General features: G+C 72.2%; 12 protein-coding genes. 5 read left to right on the top strand and 7 right to left on the bottom strand.

The features are described 5' to 3' along the window. Window positions 1-279: 279 nt before the first annotated feature. Together FNH05_RS20130 and FNH05_RS20125 are read right to left on the bottom strand one after the other, a co-directional pair. A complete protein-coding gene (locus FNH05_RS20130; RefSeq protein WP_186382641.1) occupies window positions 280-1,719 on the bottom strand; it encodes an MFS transporter in 1,440 nt (479 codons plus the stop codon). A gap of 34 nt (window positions 1,720-1,753) precedes the next feature. Then, window positions 1,754-2,119, bottom strand: a complete 366-nt coding sequence (locus tag FNH05_RS20125; RefSeq protein WP_144590256.1) for a nuclear transport factor 2 family protein — start codon at window positions 2,117-2,119, stop codon at window positions 1,754-1,756. Window positions 2,120-2,252: 133 nt separating this feature from the next. Between FNH05_RS20125 and FNH05_RS20120 the strand changes: the two genes are divergently transcribed. Next, window positions 2,253-4,952, top strand: a complete 2,700-nt coding sequence (locus FNH05_RS20120) for a helix-turn-helix transcriptional regulator (RefSeq protein WP_144590255.1) — start codon at window positions 2,253-2,255, stop codon at window positions 4,950-4,952. A gap of 9 nt (window positions 4,953-4,961) precedes the next feature. Here FNH05_RS20120 and FNH05_RS20115 read toward each other — a convergent pair whose 3' ends face one another. Beyond that, on the bottom strand, window positions 4,962-5,876 hold the full coding sequence (locus FNH05_RS20115) for an AraC-like ligand-binding domain-containing protein (RefSeq protein WP_144590254.1): 915 nt from the start codon (window positions 5,874-5,876) through the stop codon (window positions 4,962-4,964). A 190-nt stretch (window positions 5,877-6,066) separates the two neighbouring features. Here FNH05_RS20115 and FNH05_RS20110 point away from each other — a divergent pair, with 190 nt between their 5' ends. Beyond that, complete coding sequence (locus FNH05_RS20110; protein ID WP_186382640.1) at window positions 6,067-7,329, top strand: beta-ketoacyl synthase N-terminal-like domain-containing protein; 1,263 nt, start codon at window positions 6,067-6,069, stop codon at window positions 7,327-7,329. A gap of 49 nt (window positions 7,330-7,378) precedes the next feature. Further along, a complete protein-coding gene (locus FNH05_RS20105; protein WP_144590252.1) occupies window positions 7,379-8,476 on the top strand; it encodes a CaiB/BaiF CoA transferase family protein in 1,098 nt (365 codons plus the stop codon). A gap of 20 nt (window positions 8,477-8,496) precedes the next feature. Here FNH05_RS20105 and FNH05_RS20100 read toward each other — a convergent pair whose 3' ends face one another. The 4 genes from FNH05_RS20100 to FNH05_RS20085 form a co-directional block, all read right to left on the bottom strand. Beyond that, complete coding sequence (locus FNH05_RS20100) at window positions 8,497-9,513, bottom strand: aldo/keto reductase (RefSeq protein ID WP_144590251.1); 1,017 nt, start codon at window positions 9,511-9,513, stop codon at window positions 8,497-8,499. A 21-nt stretch (window positions 9,514-9,534) separates the two neighbouring features. Next, complete coding sequence (locus FNH05_RS20095; protein ID WP_144590250.1) at window positions 9,535-9,969, bottom strand: VOC family protein; 435 nt, start codon at window positions 9,967-9,969, stop codon at window positions 9,535-9,537. A gap of 125 nt (window positions 9,970-10,094) precedes the next feature. Further along, window positions 10,095-10,580, bottom strand: coding sequence for a MarR family transcriptional regulator (locus FNH05_RS20090; RefSeq protein WP_144590249.1), 486 nt, complete (start codon window positions 10,578-10,580; stop codon window positions 10,095-10,097). Window positions 10,581-10,714: 134 nt separating this feature from the next. Continuing rightward, entirely contained in the window at window positions 10,715-11,137 is a 423-nt protein-coding gene (locus FNH05_RS20085; RefSeq protein WP_144590248.1) for an organic hydroperoxide resistance protein, read from the bottom strand. A gap of 113 nt (window positions 11,138-11,250) precedes the next feature. Between FNH05_RS20085 and FNH05_RS20080 the strand changes: the two genes are divergently transcribed. Both FNH05_RS20080 and FNH05_RS20075 read left to right on the top strand, forming a co-directional pair. After that, window positions 11,251-11,817, top strand: coding sequence for a TetR/AcrR family transcriptional regulator (locus tag FNH05_RS20080; RefSeq protein ID WP_144590247.1), 567 nt, complete (start codon window positions 11,251-11,253; stop codon window positions 11,815-11,817). Between the two features lie 59 nt (window positions 11,818-11,876). Then, on the top strand, window positions 11,877-12,158 hold a 282-nt coding region (locus tag FNH05_RS20075), incomplete at its 3' end, for a YrdB family protein (protein WP_144590246.1).

Here is a 12,158-nt window from a genome sequence, read left to right as displayed (position 1 = left end):
CCACGTCGGCATCCCGCCCGGCCATCACCCGCCACCCTTCACCCGTCCGTGTCCTGCCACGGGACCAGGACCCGTCCGATGAGGACCGTCGTGGCGGCACCGCCGGGACATCACCATCGCCTACCCCGTCAGGATTGGCCAACCGCGGTGCGATGTCCATGTGACGCGCGGCGGGTTCCACATGCTGGGCGAAACCTCCCCGGACGTCTCGCGCGCCCGGGAAAAGGAATCGGACGTGCCCGCGCACGGACACGTCCGAAGTGGAGTGATCGGCCGTCGTCAGCCGGTGGCCGCCTTGGGCAGGAGTTGCACCAGGCAGGCGACCGCGACGCCGATCCCGGCGAGCACCAGCTCACTGATCGAGAAGGCGCCGGCGAGACCGCCGAGTGAACCGAGCGTCCGGTAGAACACCACACCGACCAGGGCGACCCCGATCGCGCCGCCCGCCTGCTGCGCGGCGTTCAGCACACCGGACGCGGCGGCCGCGTGCTCCTGCCGCACCCCGGCCAGCACCGTCGCGGGCAGCGGCGCCATCACCAGCCCCATCCCGGCCCCGGCGATGAGCAGGCCGGGGACCAGCCACGCGACGGCACCGGTCGCGCCGATCTCCTCGGCGGTGACCGCCAGGATCAGGTAGCCCACCGCCACGATGAGCCCCCCTGCCGCGAGCACCTGCCTGCCCAGCCGGGCGGCCACCTGCCCCGCCTTGCTGGAGGAGACGAAGTAGCCGAGGCCGAGCGGGAGGAACACCAGGCCCGAGCCGAGCGCGCTCAGCCCGTGGCCCTGCTGCAGGTACAGCGCGAGCACCAGGAAGAACGACGCCGTGGTCAGCGCGTAGACCAGGCCGATCGCCACCCCGGCGGAGAAGGCACGCTGCCGGAACATGGCCAGGTCGACCAGTGGCGAGCCGCCGCGGTCCCCCGTGCGGCGCTGGTGGAGGACGAACCCGGCGAGCAGCGGCACCGCCGCGGCCAGGCACAGCCAGGTCCACAGTGGCCAGCCCTGCTGCTGGCCCTGCACCAGCGGGAGCACGATCGCGACCAGGCCGAGGGAAACGAGGACCGTCCCGGTGAGGTCCAGCCGGGCCCCGCCGCTCGCCCCGGACTCCGGCACCAGCCTGCCCGCCAGCGCCATCGCCAGCACGCCGATCGGCACGTTGATCAGGAAGATGCTCCGCCAGCCGAGGCCCGCGATGTCGGCCTGGATCAGCACGCCGCCGATGAGCTGGCCGAACACCCCGCCGAAGCCCATGGCCAGACCGAAGGCGTTGAAGGCGGCGGTGCGGTGCCGCCCGGTGTAGACCACGTTGAGGATGGCCAGGACCTGCGGTGACAACAGCGCGGCACCGAGGCCCTGTAGGACCCGGGCGGCGATGAGCACGCCCGGGGTGGGCGCCAGGCCGCAGGCCGCCGAGGCCACCGTGAACACGCCCAGGCCCACCCGGAACATCCGGCGCCTGCCGTGGAGGTCCCCGAGGCGCCCGCCGGTGATCAGGCCTGCCGCGTAGGCCAGGCCGAACCCGGCGACGACGAACTGGACGGCCGCGGGCCCCGCGTGCAGCCCCAGCTGCACGGAGGGGATCGCGACGTTGACGATGAAGAAGTCGAGCGTGGTGATGAAGATGCCGGCCAGGAGAACGCCCAGCGCGCCCCAGGACGGCCGGTCCGCCGCGGACGGCGCGGCCCCGGCGGACCGGATCGGATCGGTGGTGGTGCTCACGTCGTTCTCCTGACCGGATGACTTCGGTGGTTGCTCAGAGGGCCGGGACCTTGTCGAGGAAGCCGTAGACGGCCTTGATCCGGCCGTCGGCGGCCAGCACGGCGACGTCGAAACCGACGACCATCGCTTCCCCGTCGGCGGGGCCGAGCTCCCAGGTGAACCGGACCTGGTCGTGGTGCCCGTCGGGGGTGCCTGCCAGCCGGAAGGTGAAATCGGGGAACTGTCCCTGCACCGCGGCGACGGTGGCGTCGAAGGCTTCGGCGCCTTCCGCGACGGCCATCGGGTCGATGTAGGTGATCTCCGAGGTCATCAGCTTGCCGATCGCGGCCCTGCGAGCGTCGGCGTCGGTCTCGTTCCAGACGGCGATGTACTGCTCGGCGACGGTGTTCAGCTCGCTCATGGTGGTGCTCCTTCTCGGTTGATCGGTTGCGTTCTTGCTGGTGAAGACGTTATGGGCGCGCGGGCCGCGGGGAATCGGTCGCGCTTAGGTAATTGACCGGCGGCGCCGCGGACGGCATCAGTACTGTGGCGGCATGCTCTACGGGCGGGACGAGGAACGCGCCGTCATCGACGGTCTGCTCGACGCGGCGGCACAGGGCCGGAGCGGGGTCCTGGTGCTGACTGGCGAACCGGGGATCGGCAAGAGCGCCCTGCTCGACTACGCCGCCTCGTCGGCGCGCGACGCCCGTGTGCTGCGCGCGTCGGCGACCGAATCCGAGGCCGCGTTGCCGTTCGCCGGACTGCAACTGCTGCTCCGCTCGGCGGGTCCGGCGGTGGACGCACTGCCCGCGGTGCAGGCCGCCGCCTGGCGCGGCGCGATGGGGCTGGCCCCGGCGGCGGACGCCGATCGCTTCCTGGTGGGCCTCGCGGCGCTGTCCCTGTTGTCGGAACTGGCTTCCGGCTCACCGCTGCTGTGCCTTGTGGACGATGCCCAGTGGCTGGACACCGAGTCGGCCGAAGCGCTGTCGTTCGCCGCGCGGCGGCTGGATGCCGAAGGCGTGGTACTGCTGTTCGGCGCCCGCGAGGGAAGCGCTTTCCCGAGCCAGGGCCTTCCCCTGCGCAGGCTGGACGGACTGGATGCCTCGGCGTCGGCCGAACTGCTCGACCGGTGCGGCGGCGAGCTGAGCCCGCAACTGCGGTACCGGGTACTCGCCGAGGCCGGCGGGAATCCCTTGGCGCTGCTCGAACTGCCGTCGGCGCTCGCGACGGCGGACGCCGCGCCGCCCGGCGGGCTGCCCCTGACCGAGCGGATGCGGGCGGCGTTCGCCACCCAGGTGCGGGGACTGCCCGGGCCGACCCGCACGGTGCTCCGGGTGGCGGCCGCCGAGGACACCGGGGAGCTGGCGGTGGTGTTACGGGCCGCGGCGGCGCTCGGTGCCTCGGTGGACGACCTGACACCGGCCGAACGGGCCGGGCTGGTGCGCATCACCGGCGGCACGGTCGCCTTCCGGCATCCGCTCCTGCGGGCGGCCGTCTACCAGGAGGTCCCGCTCGCCGAGCGGCTCCGGCTGCACCGGGCGCTGGCCGAGGCGCTGGACCGGGCCGAAGACGCGGATCGCCGTGCCTGGCACCGGGCCGCGGCCGCCACCGGGCCCGACGAGGAGGTCGCCGCGGAACTGGAGCGGACCGCGCGCCGGGCAGGCGAACGCAGCGGGCACACCGCCGCGGCCGCCGCCTACGAGCGGTCCGTCCAGCTCACCCCGGCGCCGGCGGACCGGGACCGGCGGCTGCTCCTCGCCGCCGAGGCGGCCGGTGAGGCCGGTGCCGTCGACCACGCGCTGGAGCTGGCGAGCCGGGTTTCCGCAACGCCGGAGGATCCGGCGTTACGGGCCCGGCACGTGCAGGTGGAGGCGTTCGGCCGGTTCTGGCAGGGACGTCAGCACGAGGCGTACCAACTGCTGGTCTCCGGCGCCGCCGGGCTGGCTGGCACCGATCCGCACCGGTCGCTGGAAACGCTGGTGGAAGCCGTCTACATCGCCTGGTTCACCGGGCGCCGGGAGCTCGCCGACGCGATGGACCGGCTCGCCGCCACACCGGTTCCCGCGGGCGACCGGCTGCGCCCGATGACCGAAATGATCGTCGGCGGGCTGTCGTTGGCGCTCGCCCGTCCCGCGGACGACGGGGATCTGGACACCGCTTTCGCCGAGGCCGTGCGGTCCGCCGCCGGGGACTACCGGGAGCTGCTGTTCGTCTGCGGAGTCCAGCTGACCACCGGCCGGGACCGCCAGGCGCGAGAGCTTTCCGAAACGCTCGTTTCACAGGCGCGGGCCCGTGGCAGCATCAGCCGGTTGCCCAATCTCCTGTTCATGCTCGCCGAGACACAGCTGTTCCAAGGACGGCATCGCGACGCCGAAGCCAGTGCCGGGGAGGCGCTGCGGATCGCGGTCGACGCGGACCTCCGGCACTGGCACGGCCAGCTGCGCGGCGTGCTGGCCCACCTCGCCGCGATCGCGGGCGACGAGACCCGGTGCCGGGAGCTGACCGAAGACGTCCTGGTGGCCCCGCACGACCCGGGCCTGCCCCGGGCGCGCTGGGCGCTCGGGCTGCTGGACCTCGGATACGGCCGGGCCGCCGCCGCGCTCGACCGGCTGGGCGCGCTCGCGGGCGGGCCGGACGCCTACGGCCTGTCGGTTCTGCGCAGCGTCCCGGACCTGGTGGAGGCGGCGGTGCGGGCAGGCGAGCCGGATCGCGCCACCGAACCGTTGCGGCGGTACACCGACTGGGCCCACCGGACCGGCCAGGCCTGGGCGGAGGCACTGGTGCTGCGCTGCCAGGCGCTGCTCGCGCCGGAGGGGGAAGCGGACAAGCACTTCAGGCGCGCGCTGGAACGGCATCAGGACGATCCCCGCCCGTTCGAGTCGGCGCGGACCACGCTGCTGTACGGGGAATGGCTGCGCCGGGCACGGCGCAAGGCGGAGGCGAGCACCCACCTGCGGACCGCGCACGCGGACTTCGAACGGCTCGGCGCCGCGGGCTGGGCGGACCGGGCCGCGGCCGAACTGACCGCGACCGGCGTCACCGGCACCACCACCGCGGCCCCGGCGGGCCCGGCGGGCACACTCACCCCGCAGGAACTGCAGATCGTGCGCCTCGCCGGGCGCGGTCTGTCCAACAAGGACATCGCCGCGCAGCTGTTCCTCAGTCCCCGCACGGTGGGTTACCACCTGTACAAGGCATACCCCAAACTCGGCGTGCTCTCCCGCGGCGAACTGGCCGGTCTCCCCCTCGACTGAACGCCGCCGTCAGCGGGCGCGGCCGCGGAGCTGGGCGGCGGTGCGGCCGAACTCCGTCTTCAGCGCCCGGCCGAGGTGGGCGGCGTCGGGCAGGCCCCACCGGGTGGCGATGGCGGACACGGTGCGGTGCGCGAAGGCCGGGTCGGCGAGGTCGTCGCGGATCCGTTCGAGGCGGCGCCGCCGGATCCACGCCCACAGGGTCACGCCCTTGGGCTCCAGGATCTTGTGCAGGTAGCGCACGGAGATCCCGTGCGCGGCGGCGACGCGCTCGACCGACAGGCCGGGGTCGGACAGGTGCGCCAGGCAGTGGGCGAGGATCCGGTCGGCCAGGCTCTCCGGGCTGGCCGCGGGTGCCGCGTCGTGCGTGAACTCGGCCAGCACCAGGGACACCAGCGCGTTGCCGAGATGTTCGTTGGCGGGCAGCGCGGGCGCCTCGGTGAGGTCGCGCACGAACCGCAGCAGGGCCGAGCGAAGGCCGGTGCCCGCCGAGACCGGGACGACGGTGCGGCGCGTCAGCAGTTCGGCGTGCGGGCCGAGTTCGTCCCGCGGAATCCCGATCACCACGGTGTCGGCCGCGTCCCAGAAGTGGACCTCGTAGGGCCGCACCGTCTCGTAGGTGACCAGGTCGCCCGGCCGGAGCAGCGACTGCTGCCCGTTCTGCTCCACTCCGGCCGTGCCGCGGCCGTTGAGGATGACCTTGACGAGCTCGCGGTCGGTGGAGCGGATGACCCGTTCCGAGCGCAGCACGGTGCACGGCGAGCAGGTCGCGCGGGCGATGACGACGCCGCCGATCCGGCCGCCGGAGAACCCGCCGGTGAACCGGCTCCGGCCCGCGGGCACGACGCGAAGCGGCGCGCAGACGCCGGAAGCGGTTTCGGCGAACCGCTCGATGGCCGAATCGGCCGTTTCCACCCTGCTCGTCATCGCGGCCACCTTGCCTTGCTGACCCGGCACGGACGGTCGCCAGTATGCGTCACCACCGGGTACCTCCGGTCACCGGTGCTCCCGGAATCGAGTACTCGCGGTGCCTTCCGTGCCTCTGCCGGGGCGAGGTTACCTCGAAGGGATGCGGCGAGAACACCAGGGAAAGCGCGACGGAGGGGGCGAGGGAAACGTGGGAACGTGGCTGCCGATCACGCTGCGGGGGGTGGGACTGACCCTGCCGGGACTGGACAAACCGTGCTACGACTTCGACGAATTCGCCGGGGCGGTGCTGTCCGGTTCGTGCGCGATCACCCCGCTGGCCCGCACCGGCACCCCGATCAGGGTGGCCGGGCAGGTGCCGGGTGACGGCGACGAACACCTTGTCCTGCCGGAGAAACTGCTCAGGCGGATGACCAGGGCCAGCCGGTTCGCGCACAGCGCGGTGACCCGTGCGCTGGAGGACGCCGGGCTCACCGCCGGGCAGATCAGCGCGGGCGACGCGGTCCTGGTGGTCAGCTCCTACCAGTTCGCGCTGCCGGAAACCATCGCACTGTTCGAGCGGTTCGAACGGGAGGGGCCCGCCGCGGTCGCCTTCGACTACTGGGTGTCCACCGCCCCCGCCGCGATCGCCTCGGGGATGGCCACGAACCTGGGCCTCCAGATCCCGACGCTCTCCCTCACCGGCGGGTGCAGCACCTCGATGCGGGCGTTCGAACTGGCCGCTTCGATGGTGGGCCGCGGCGAGGTGGACCACGCGGTCGTGGTCGGGGTCGACACTCCACTGGAGCCGCTGTACCTGTCGGCCACGGGACATCCGGGGCGCTCCGGCCACCACGCCTCCAGCCTCTCCGGCGACCCGTCCGACGTCCGGCCGCACGACGAGCACCAGACCGGGAACGCGCCGGCGGAGGGTGCCGCGGCCGTCGTACTGGGGCGGCCGGGCCACCGTGGCTCACGCACCTTCGAGGGCGAATTCCAGGCGTTGTCCACCCGCAACGGCGGACGCAACCCGATGGGGCTCGGCACGCCCGAACCGTGCGCGGCCGACCTCGCGCGGCTGCTGCGCGGCGCCGGTCTCTCGCTGCGCGACCTCGCCTTCTTCTGCGACTTCGCCGAAGGCAACCGCCAACTGGAGGACTTCCTGTGCGACACGCTGTCGGCGCTGCGGAGGACGCTGAACGACGACGAGCCGCTGCCCCTCACCTCCCAGGAGGCCTGTTTCGGTCACCTGCCCGGCGCGGCCGGGCTGCTGAAGGTCCTGGCGAGCGTGCTCATGCTCGACCAGCGCCGGGTGGCCCCGACCGCCAACCTGGTGACGCCGTACTCCCGGCTTCCCGCACAACCCGTGGCCGGTGAACCGGCACCGATCACCGATCCCGCCCGCCGCACCGCACTGACCGTGGGCCTGTCCGGCGGCGGCGACGCCACCTCCGTTTTGCTGAGGGCGGTCTGACCGGCGACACTGACCGGCGACACCGGCCCGGCGAGGGTGAGGAGGCGGCATGCCCGGACCACTGGCGGGCCTGCGGGTGCTGGAACTCGGGGGGATCGGCCCGGGGCCGCACGCGGCGATGCTCCTGGCCGACCTCGGCGCCGACGTGGTGCGGGTGGAGCGTCCCCGCGGCGGACTGCGCGTGGTCCCGCCCGGACGGCCCGACTGGCTGCTGCGCGGGCGACGGCTGCTGGCGGCCGACCTCAAGGAACCGGAACAGGCGGCGCTGGTGCTCGCCCTGATCGAGCGGGCCGACGTGGTGGTCGAAGGGTTCCGGCCCGGGGCGGCCGAGCGGCTCGGGGTGGGACCGGACGCGGCCAGGGCCCGCAATCCGCGCCTCGTCTACGCCCGGATGACGGGCTGGGGACAGGACGGGCCCCGCGCACAGCGGGCCGGGCACGACATCAACTACCTCTCGCTCACCGGGGTGCTCCACGCGATCGGCACCGCCGGGGCCCGGCCCACCCCGCCGTTGAACCTGGTCGGCGACTTCGGCGGCGGTTCGCTGTACCTGGTGATGGGCGTGCTCGCCGCACTGTGGGAACGCGAGCGCTCCGGCGAGGGCCAGGTGATCGACGCGGCCATCGTGGACGGGGTGAGTTCGCTGGCCCAGGGTGTGTGGGGGCTGCTGGCCGCCGGGGTCTGGCGCGACGAACCCGCGTCGAACCTCGTGGACAGCGGGGCACCGTTCTACGACACCTACGCCTGCGCAGACGGGAAGTACGTGGCGGTGGGCGCGATCGAGCCGCAGTTCTACGCCGCGCTGCTGGCCGGACTCGGCCTGAGGCCGGGCGAGTTGCCCGCCCAGCACGACCGGCCAGGGTGGCCGGTGCTGCGGGAGCGGTTCGCCACGGCCTTCGCCACGAAGACACGCGACGAATGGGCCGCCATCTTCGAGGACACGGATGCCTGCGTCACGCCGGTCCTCGACTTCTCGGAGGCCACGGCGGACCCGCACCTGACGAGCAGGCACACGCTCGTCGAACTCGGCGGAGCGCCGCAGGCCGCCCCGGCTCCCCGGTTCTCCCGCACCGTCCCGGAACCGCCCGCGCCGCCGCCCGAGGGAGGCGGCGACAACGACGCGATCCGCCGGGACTGGGGTCTTTAGGGGCCTTTGGGTTTCCGGCGCTACCGGCCGTCGACCCGCGCGGAGACCTCGCCGAACACCCAGCCCGAGGTTTGCGCGATGAAATCGGCCGGGAATCCGAGGCCGAACCCGGTCGCCTCTTCCAGCCGCGCCACGGCTACCGGCGGCAGTTCGACATCGAGCACCGCCAGGTTGTCGGCGAGCTGCGCGGCCGAGCGGGCCCCGATGATCGGGTGCACCGAGCGCGACCGGCTCCGGATCCAGGCCAGCGCCACCTGGGAACTGGTGACCCCCAACTCGGCCGCGACCTCGTCGACCGCCTTCGCCACGGAAAGATCGTGGGCGCTCAGCGAATCGGGAGCCAGCCTGGTCGCACCATCCGCAACGCCATCGCGCGTGTACTTTCCGGAAAGCACACCACCCGCCAGCGGACTCCAAGCCGCGACGCTCATGCCCAGCGCCTCGGCCATCGGCAGCAACTCCCGCTCGATGTCCCGGTTGAGCAGGCTGTAGGGCACCTGGAGCCCGGCGAACGGGGTCCAGCCGCGCCATTCGGCGAGCGTGTTCGCCCGGGAAACGACCCAGGCCGGGGCGTCCGAAATGCCGAGGTACAGCACCTTCCCGGCGCGGACCGCGTCGTCCAGCGCCCGCATCGTTTCCTCGACCGGGGTGTGGCGGTCCCACAGATGAACCCAGTACACGTCCAGGTAGTCGGTGCGCAGTCGCCGCAAGCTCGTCTCGAGGGACAGGGTGAGGTTCTTCCGGTGGTTTCCCGCGGCGTTCGGATCGCTCCCGTCGCGCGACACCGTGTACTTGGACGCCAGGACGAACCGATCCCGCCTCCCGGCCAGCAACTCGCCCAGGAACTCCTCGCTGGCGCCGCCGCGGTAGTTGATCGCGGTGTCGACCACGTTGCCGCCCGCATCCGCGTAGGTGTCGAGAATCCGGCGGCACTCCTCGATCGGCGCACCCACTCCGCCGTGTTCGCCGAAGGTCATGGCCCCGAGAAACAGTTCCGACACTCGCAGACCGGTCGTGCCGAACATCCGGTAACGCATCAGGTGTCCTTTCCAGACCGTTCAGGCACCGAAGAGCTTGGCGGCTTCGCGCGCGATTTCCTCGGGCGAAACCTCGCGGAGGCGCTGCGCGATTCCCCACCGATGCCCGAAGGGATCGAGGATCTGCCCATGCCGCTCACCCCAGAACATGTCGGCGAGTGGATGGAACACGGTGGCACCCGCGTCCAGCGCCCGCTGCCACAGGGCGTCGGCGTCGTCGGTCGCGATCTGCAGCGCACCGTAGGTGCCGCCGAGCGTCAACGGGGAAACGATGCCCTGCTCGGGGAATTCGTCGGCCATCATCACCGTCGAATCACCGAAGGCCATCTCGATGGTCATCACCCTGCCGCCGGGAAGGGGAACCCTGCTCCGTTCCTGCGCGCCCAGCGCCTTGGTGTACCACTCGACCGCGGTGGCGACGTCGCGCACGACGATGTGCGGGGTAAGCGTGGCCATGAAACCCTCCCGGCGCGTTTGTCCGTTTTCCCGTTTTGCCACGGAAATCTCCACCGGAATGTACATGATCATGGGTGCTTCGGGTCACAGCGCGCAGCCCCCCACACCCGCTCGGTTCTCCGGTTTCAGGATTCCGCGAGTTCGTCGGTGGCGTCCCGGCCCGCCGTGGTGGTGCGGTGGAGGAAGTCGGCGATCAGCTCGAGCTGGCCCTCGTCGTAGCCTGCGCAGAGCTCGTCCATCGAGGCGTTCATCCCGCCGTAGAGCCGGTACACCTCGGCGGTGCGGTCGCGCAGCGCGCGCACGAGGACGGCGCGGCGGTCCGCGGGGTCGCGTTCGCGCGCCACCCAACCACCGCGTTCGAGCCGGTCGAGCACCCCGGTCACGGTGGCCGGGTGCAGCCCCGCGAGCCGCGCGAGCGCGCTCGGGCTGAGCGGGCCGTACCGGTTGACCAGGTCGAGGCAGTCGAAATCGGAGTCCTTGAGGTCGAGGCGGGCGCCGACCTGGTGGTTGAGCACCGACAGCTGGGTGCTCAGCTCGCGCAGGGAGTCCTTGATCGCCGTCTGCAGCCGGCGGCGCCGCCGGGCCGCCTCGCCGGACGATCCCGAACCCATCGGCAAACCCCTCTCGTCACTCCACGGAAGGCAGACGATATCAACCTCTCCCGAAGTCCTTTCCGGACAAGAAGGATCGGGCCCGGCACCCGCTTCGCGCGCGTGCCGGGCCCGGGGGAATTCAGGCTGGGAATTCAGGCGACGACGGCCTCGACGGTCACCGGGATGTTGCCCCGGGTGGCGTTCGAGTACGGGCACACCTGGTGTGCGGCCTGGACCAGTTCGTCCGCGGTCTGCTGGTCGATGCCGCTGAACTCCACCTGCAGCGCGACGGTCAGGGCGAACCCCCCGGCGTCGTTCGGGCCGATACCGACCTCGGCGGACACCGCGGAGTCGGTGAACTCGATCTTCTTCTGCCGCGCCACCGCCTTGAGCGCCGAGTGGAAACAGGCCGCGTAACCGGCCGCGAAGAGCTGTTCGGGGTTGGTGGTGCCACCGGCACCACCCAGCTCCTTCTGAATGGCGAGGTCGAAGTCGAGCAGTCCGTCGGAGGAGCGGACGTGGCCATTGCGGGCATCTCCGGTGGACATCGCGGCCGCGGTGTACAGCACCTTCATGGTGGAGCCTCCTTGGTAGAACGATCGGTCTTTCTGCCGCAATCCAGCCTGCCATGGGGATCAGCAGAATGCAAGACCGATCGTTCTGTCTCTCGCTCTGTTAGGATGGCGGTATGCCCAGCGCCACCGGTACCCGCCCGTCCGAAGCCCGGGAACGCCTGCTGCGCACCGCGTCCGAACTCTTCTACGCCGAGGGCATCCGCGCGGTGGGCGTCGATCGGGTGCTCGCCGAGGCCAACGTCACGCGGGCCACCTTCTACCGGCATTTCCCCAGCAAGGACGACCTCGTCGTCGCGTATCTGAGGACCGTCGACGAGGCGGCGAGAGCCGTCGCCGCCCGCGCGAAGCCCGGGCCCGAGCGACTGCGGGCGACGGTCGCCGAGATGGCGGAACTGGTGTGCAGCCCCGGCTTCCGCGGTTGTGCGTTCATCAACGCGGCCGCCGAGTTTCCCGACCCGGACAGCCCCGTGCACCGTGCCGTGACCGAACACCGGGAATGGCTGGGCTCGCTGTTCGTGCACGACCTCGCCGAGGCGGGCCACCCCGATCCCGAGGGCGCGGCGGCCCATCTGATGATGCTGCGCGACGGCGCGATGGTCGCCGGCTACCTCGCCGACGCCGATCGGGCGCGGGCCACCCTGATCCGCGGCCTCGACGCGATCCTTTCCGCGGCCCGCTGACTCTTTCCTCCGGCGCCCGCCGGTGTCATGATCACCGGCAACCGAGGGGAGAACGACCGATGCGACTGCCTGCACCGGTGCATGCGGTGAACGAGGGCTTGGCCTTCCTGCTGGAGTTGGTGGCCTTCGGCTGTCTCGCGTGGTGGGGCTTCACCGTGAACTTCGCGCTGGGCCTGGCCCTGCCGATCCTCGCGATCGTGCTGTGGGGCCTGTTCGCCGCGCCCAGGGCCAGGTTCCGCCTCCCGGTCGCCGGGGTGCTCGCGGTGAAGGCCCTGGTCTTCGGGTCCGCGGCCGCCGCACTCTACGGAGTGGATCAGGCCACGCTGGGCCTTGTCTTCGCG

Origin of the sequence: Amycolatopsis rhizosphaerae (genome assembly GCF_007713715.1) — a bacterium.
Classification (GTDB): domain Bacteria; phylum Actinomycetota; class Actinomycetes; order Mycobacteriales; family Pseudonocardiaceae; genus Amycolatopsis_E; species Amycolatopsis_E rhizosphaerae.
This window is presented reverse-complemented; position numbering and strand designations above follow the sequence as displayed.

Bases quoted from the DNA above. Each gene is read 5' to 3' on its own strand.
- FNH05_RS20125 (WP_144590256.1), bottom strand. From the start codon at position 2,119: ATGAGCGAGCTGAACACCGTCGCCGAGCAGTACATCGCCGTCTGGAAC.
- FNH05_RS20120 (WP_144590255.1), top strand. From the start codon at position 2,253: ATGCTCTACGGGCGGGACGAGGAACGCGCCGTCATCGACGGTCTGCTC.
- FNH05_RS20115 (WP_144590254.1), bottom strand. From the start codon at position 5,876: ATGACGAGCAGGGTGGAAACGGCCGATTCGGCCATCGAGCGGTTCGCC.
- FNH05_RS20105 (WP_144590252.1), top strand. From the start codon at position 7,379: ATGCCCGGACCACTGGCGGGCCTGCGGGTGCTGGAACTCGGGGGGATC.
- FNH05_RS20100 (WP_144590251.1), bottom strand. From the start codon at position 9,513: ATGCGTTACCGGATGTTCGGCACGACCGGTCTGCGAGTGTCGGAACTG.
- FNH05_RS20095 (WP_144590250.1), bottom strand. From the start codon at position 9,969: ATGGCCACGCTTACCCCGCACATCGTCGTGCGCGACGTCGCCACCGCG.
- FNH05_RS20090 (WP_144590249.1), bottom strand. From the start codon at position 10,580: ATGGGTTCGGGATCGTCCGGCGAGGCGGCCCGGCGGCGCCGCCGGCTG.
- FNH05_RS20085 (WP_144590248.1), bottom strand. From the start codon at position 11,137: ATGAAGGTGCTGTACACCGCGGCCGCGATGTCCACCGGAGATGCCCGC.
- FNH05_RS20080 (WP_144590247.1), top strand. From the start codon at position 11,251: ATGCCCAGCGCCACCGGTACCCGCCCGTCCGAAGCCCGGGAACGCCTG.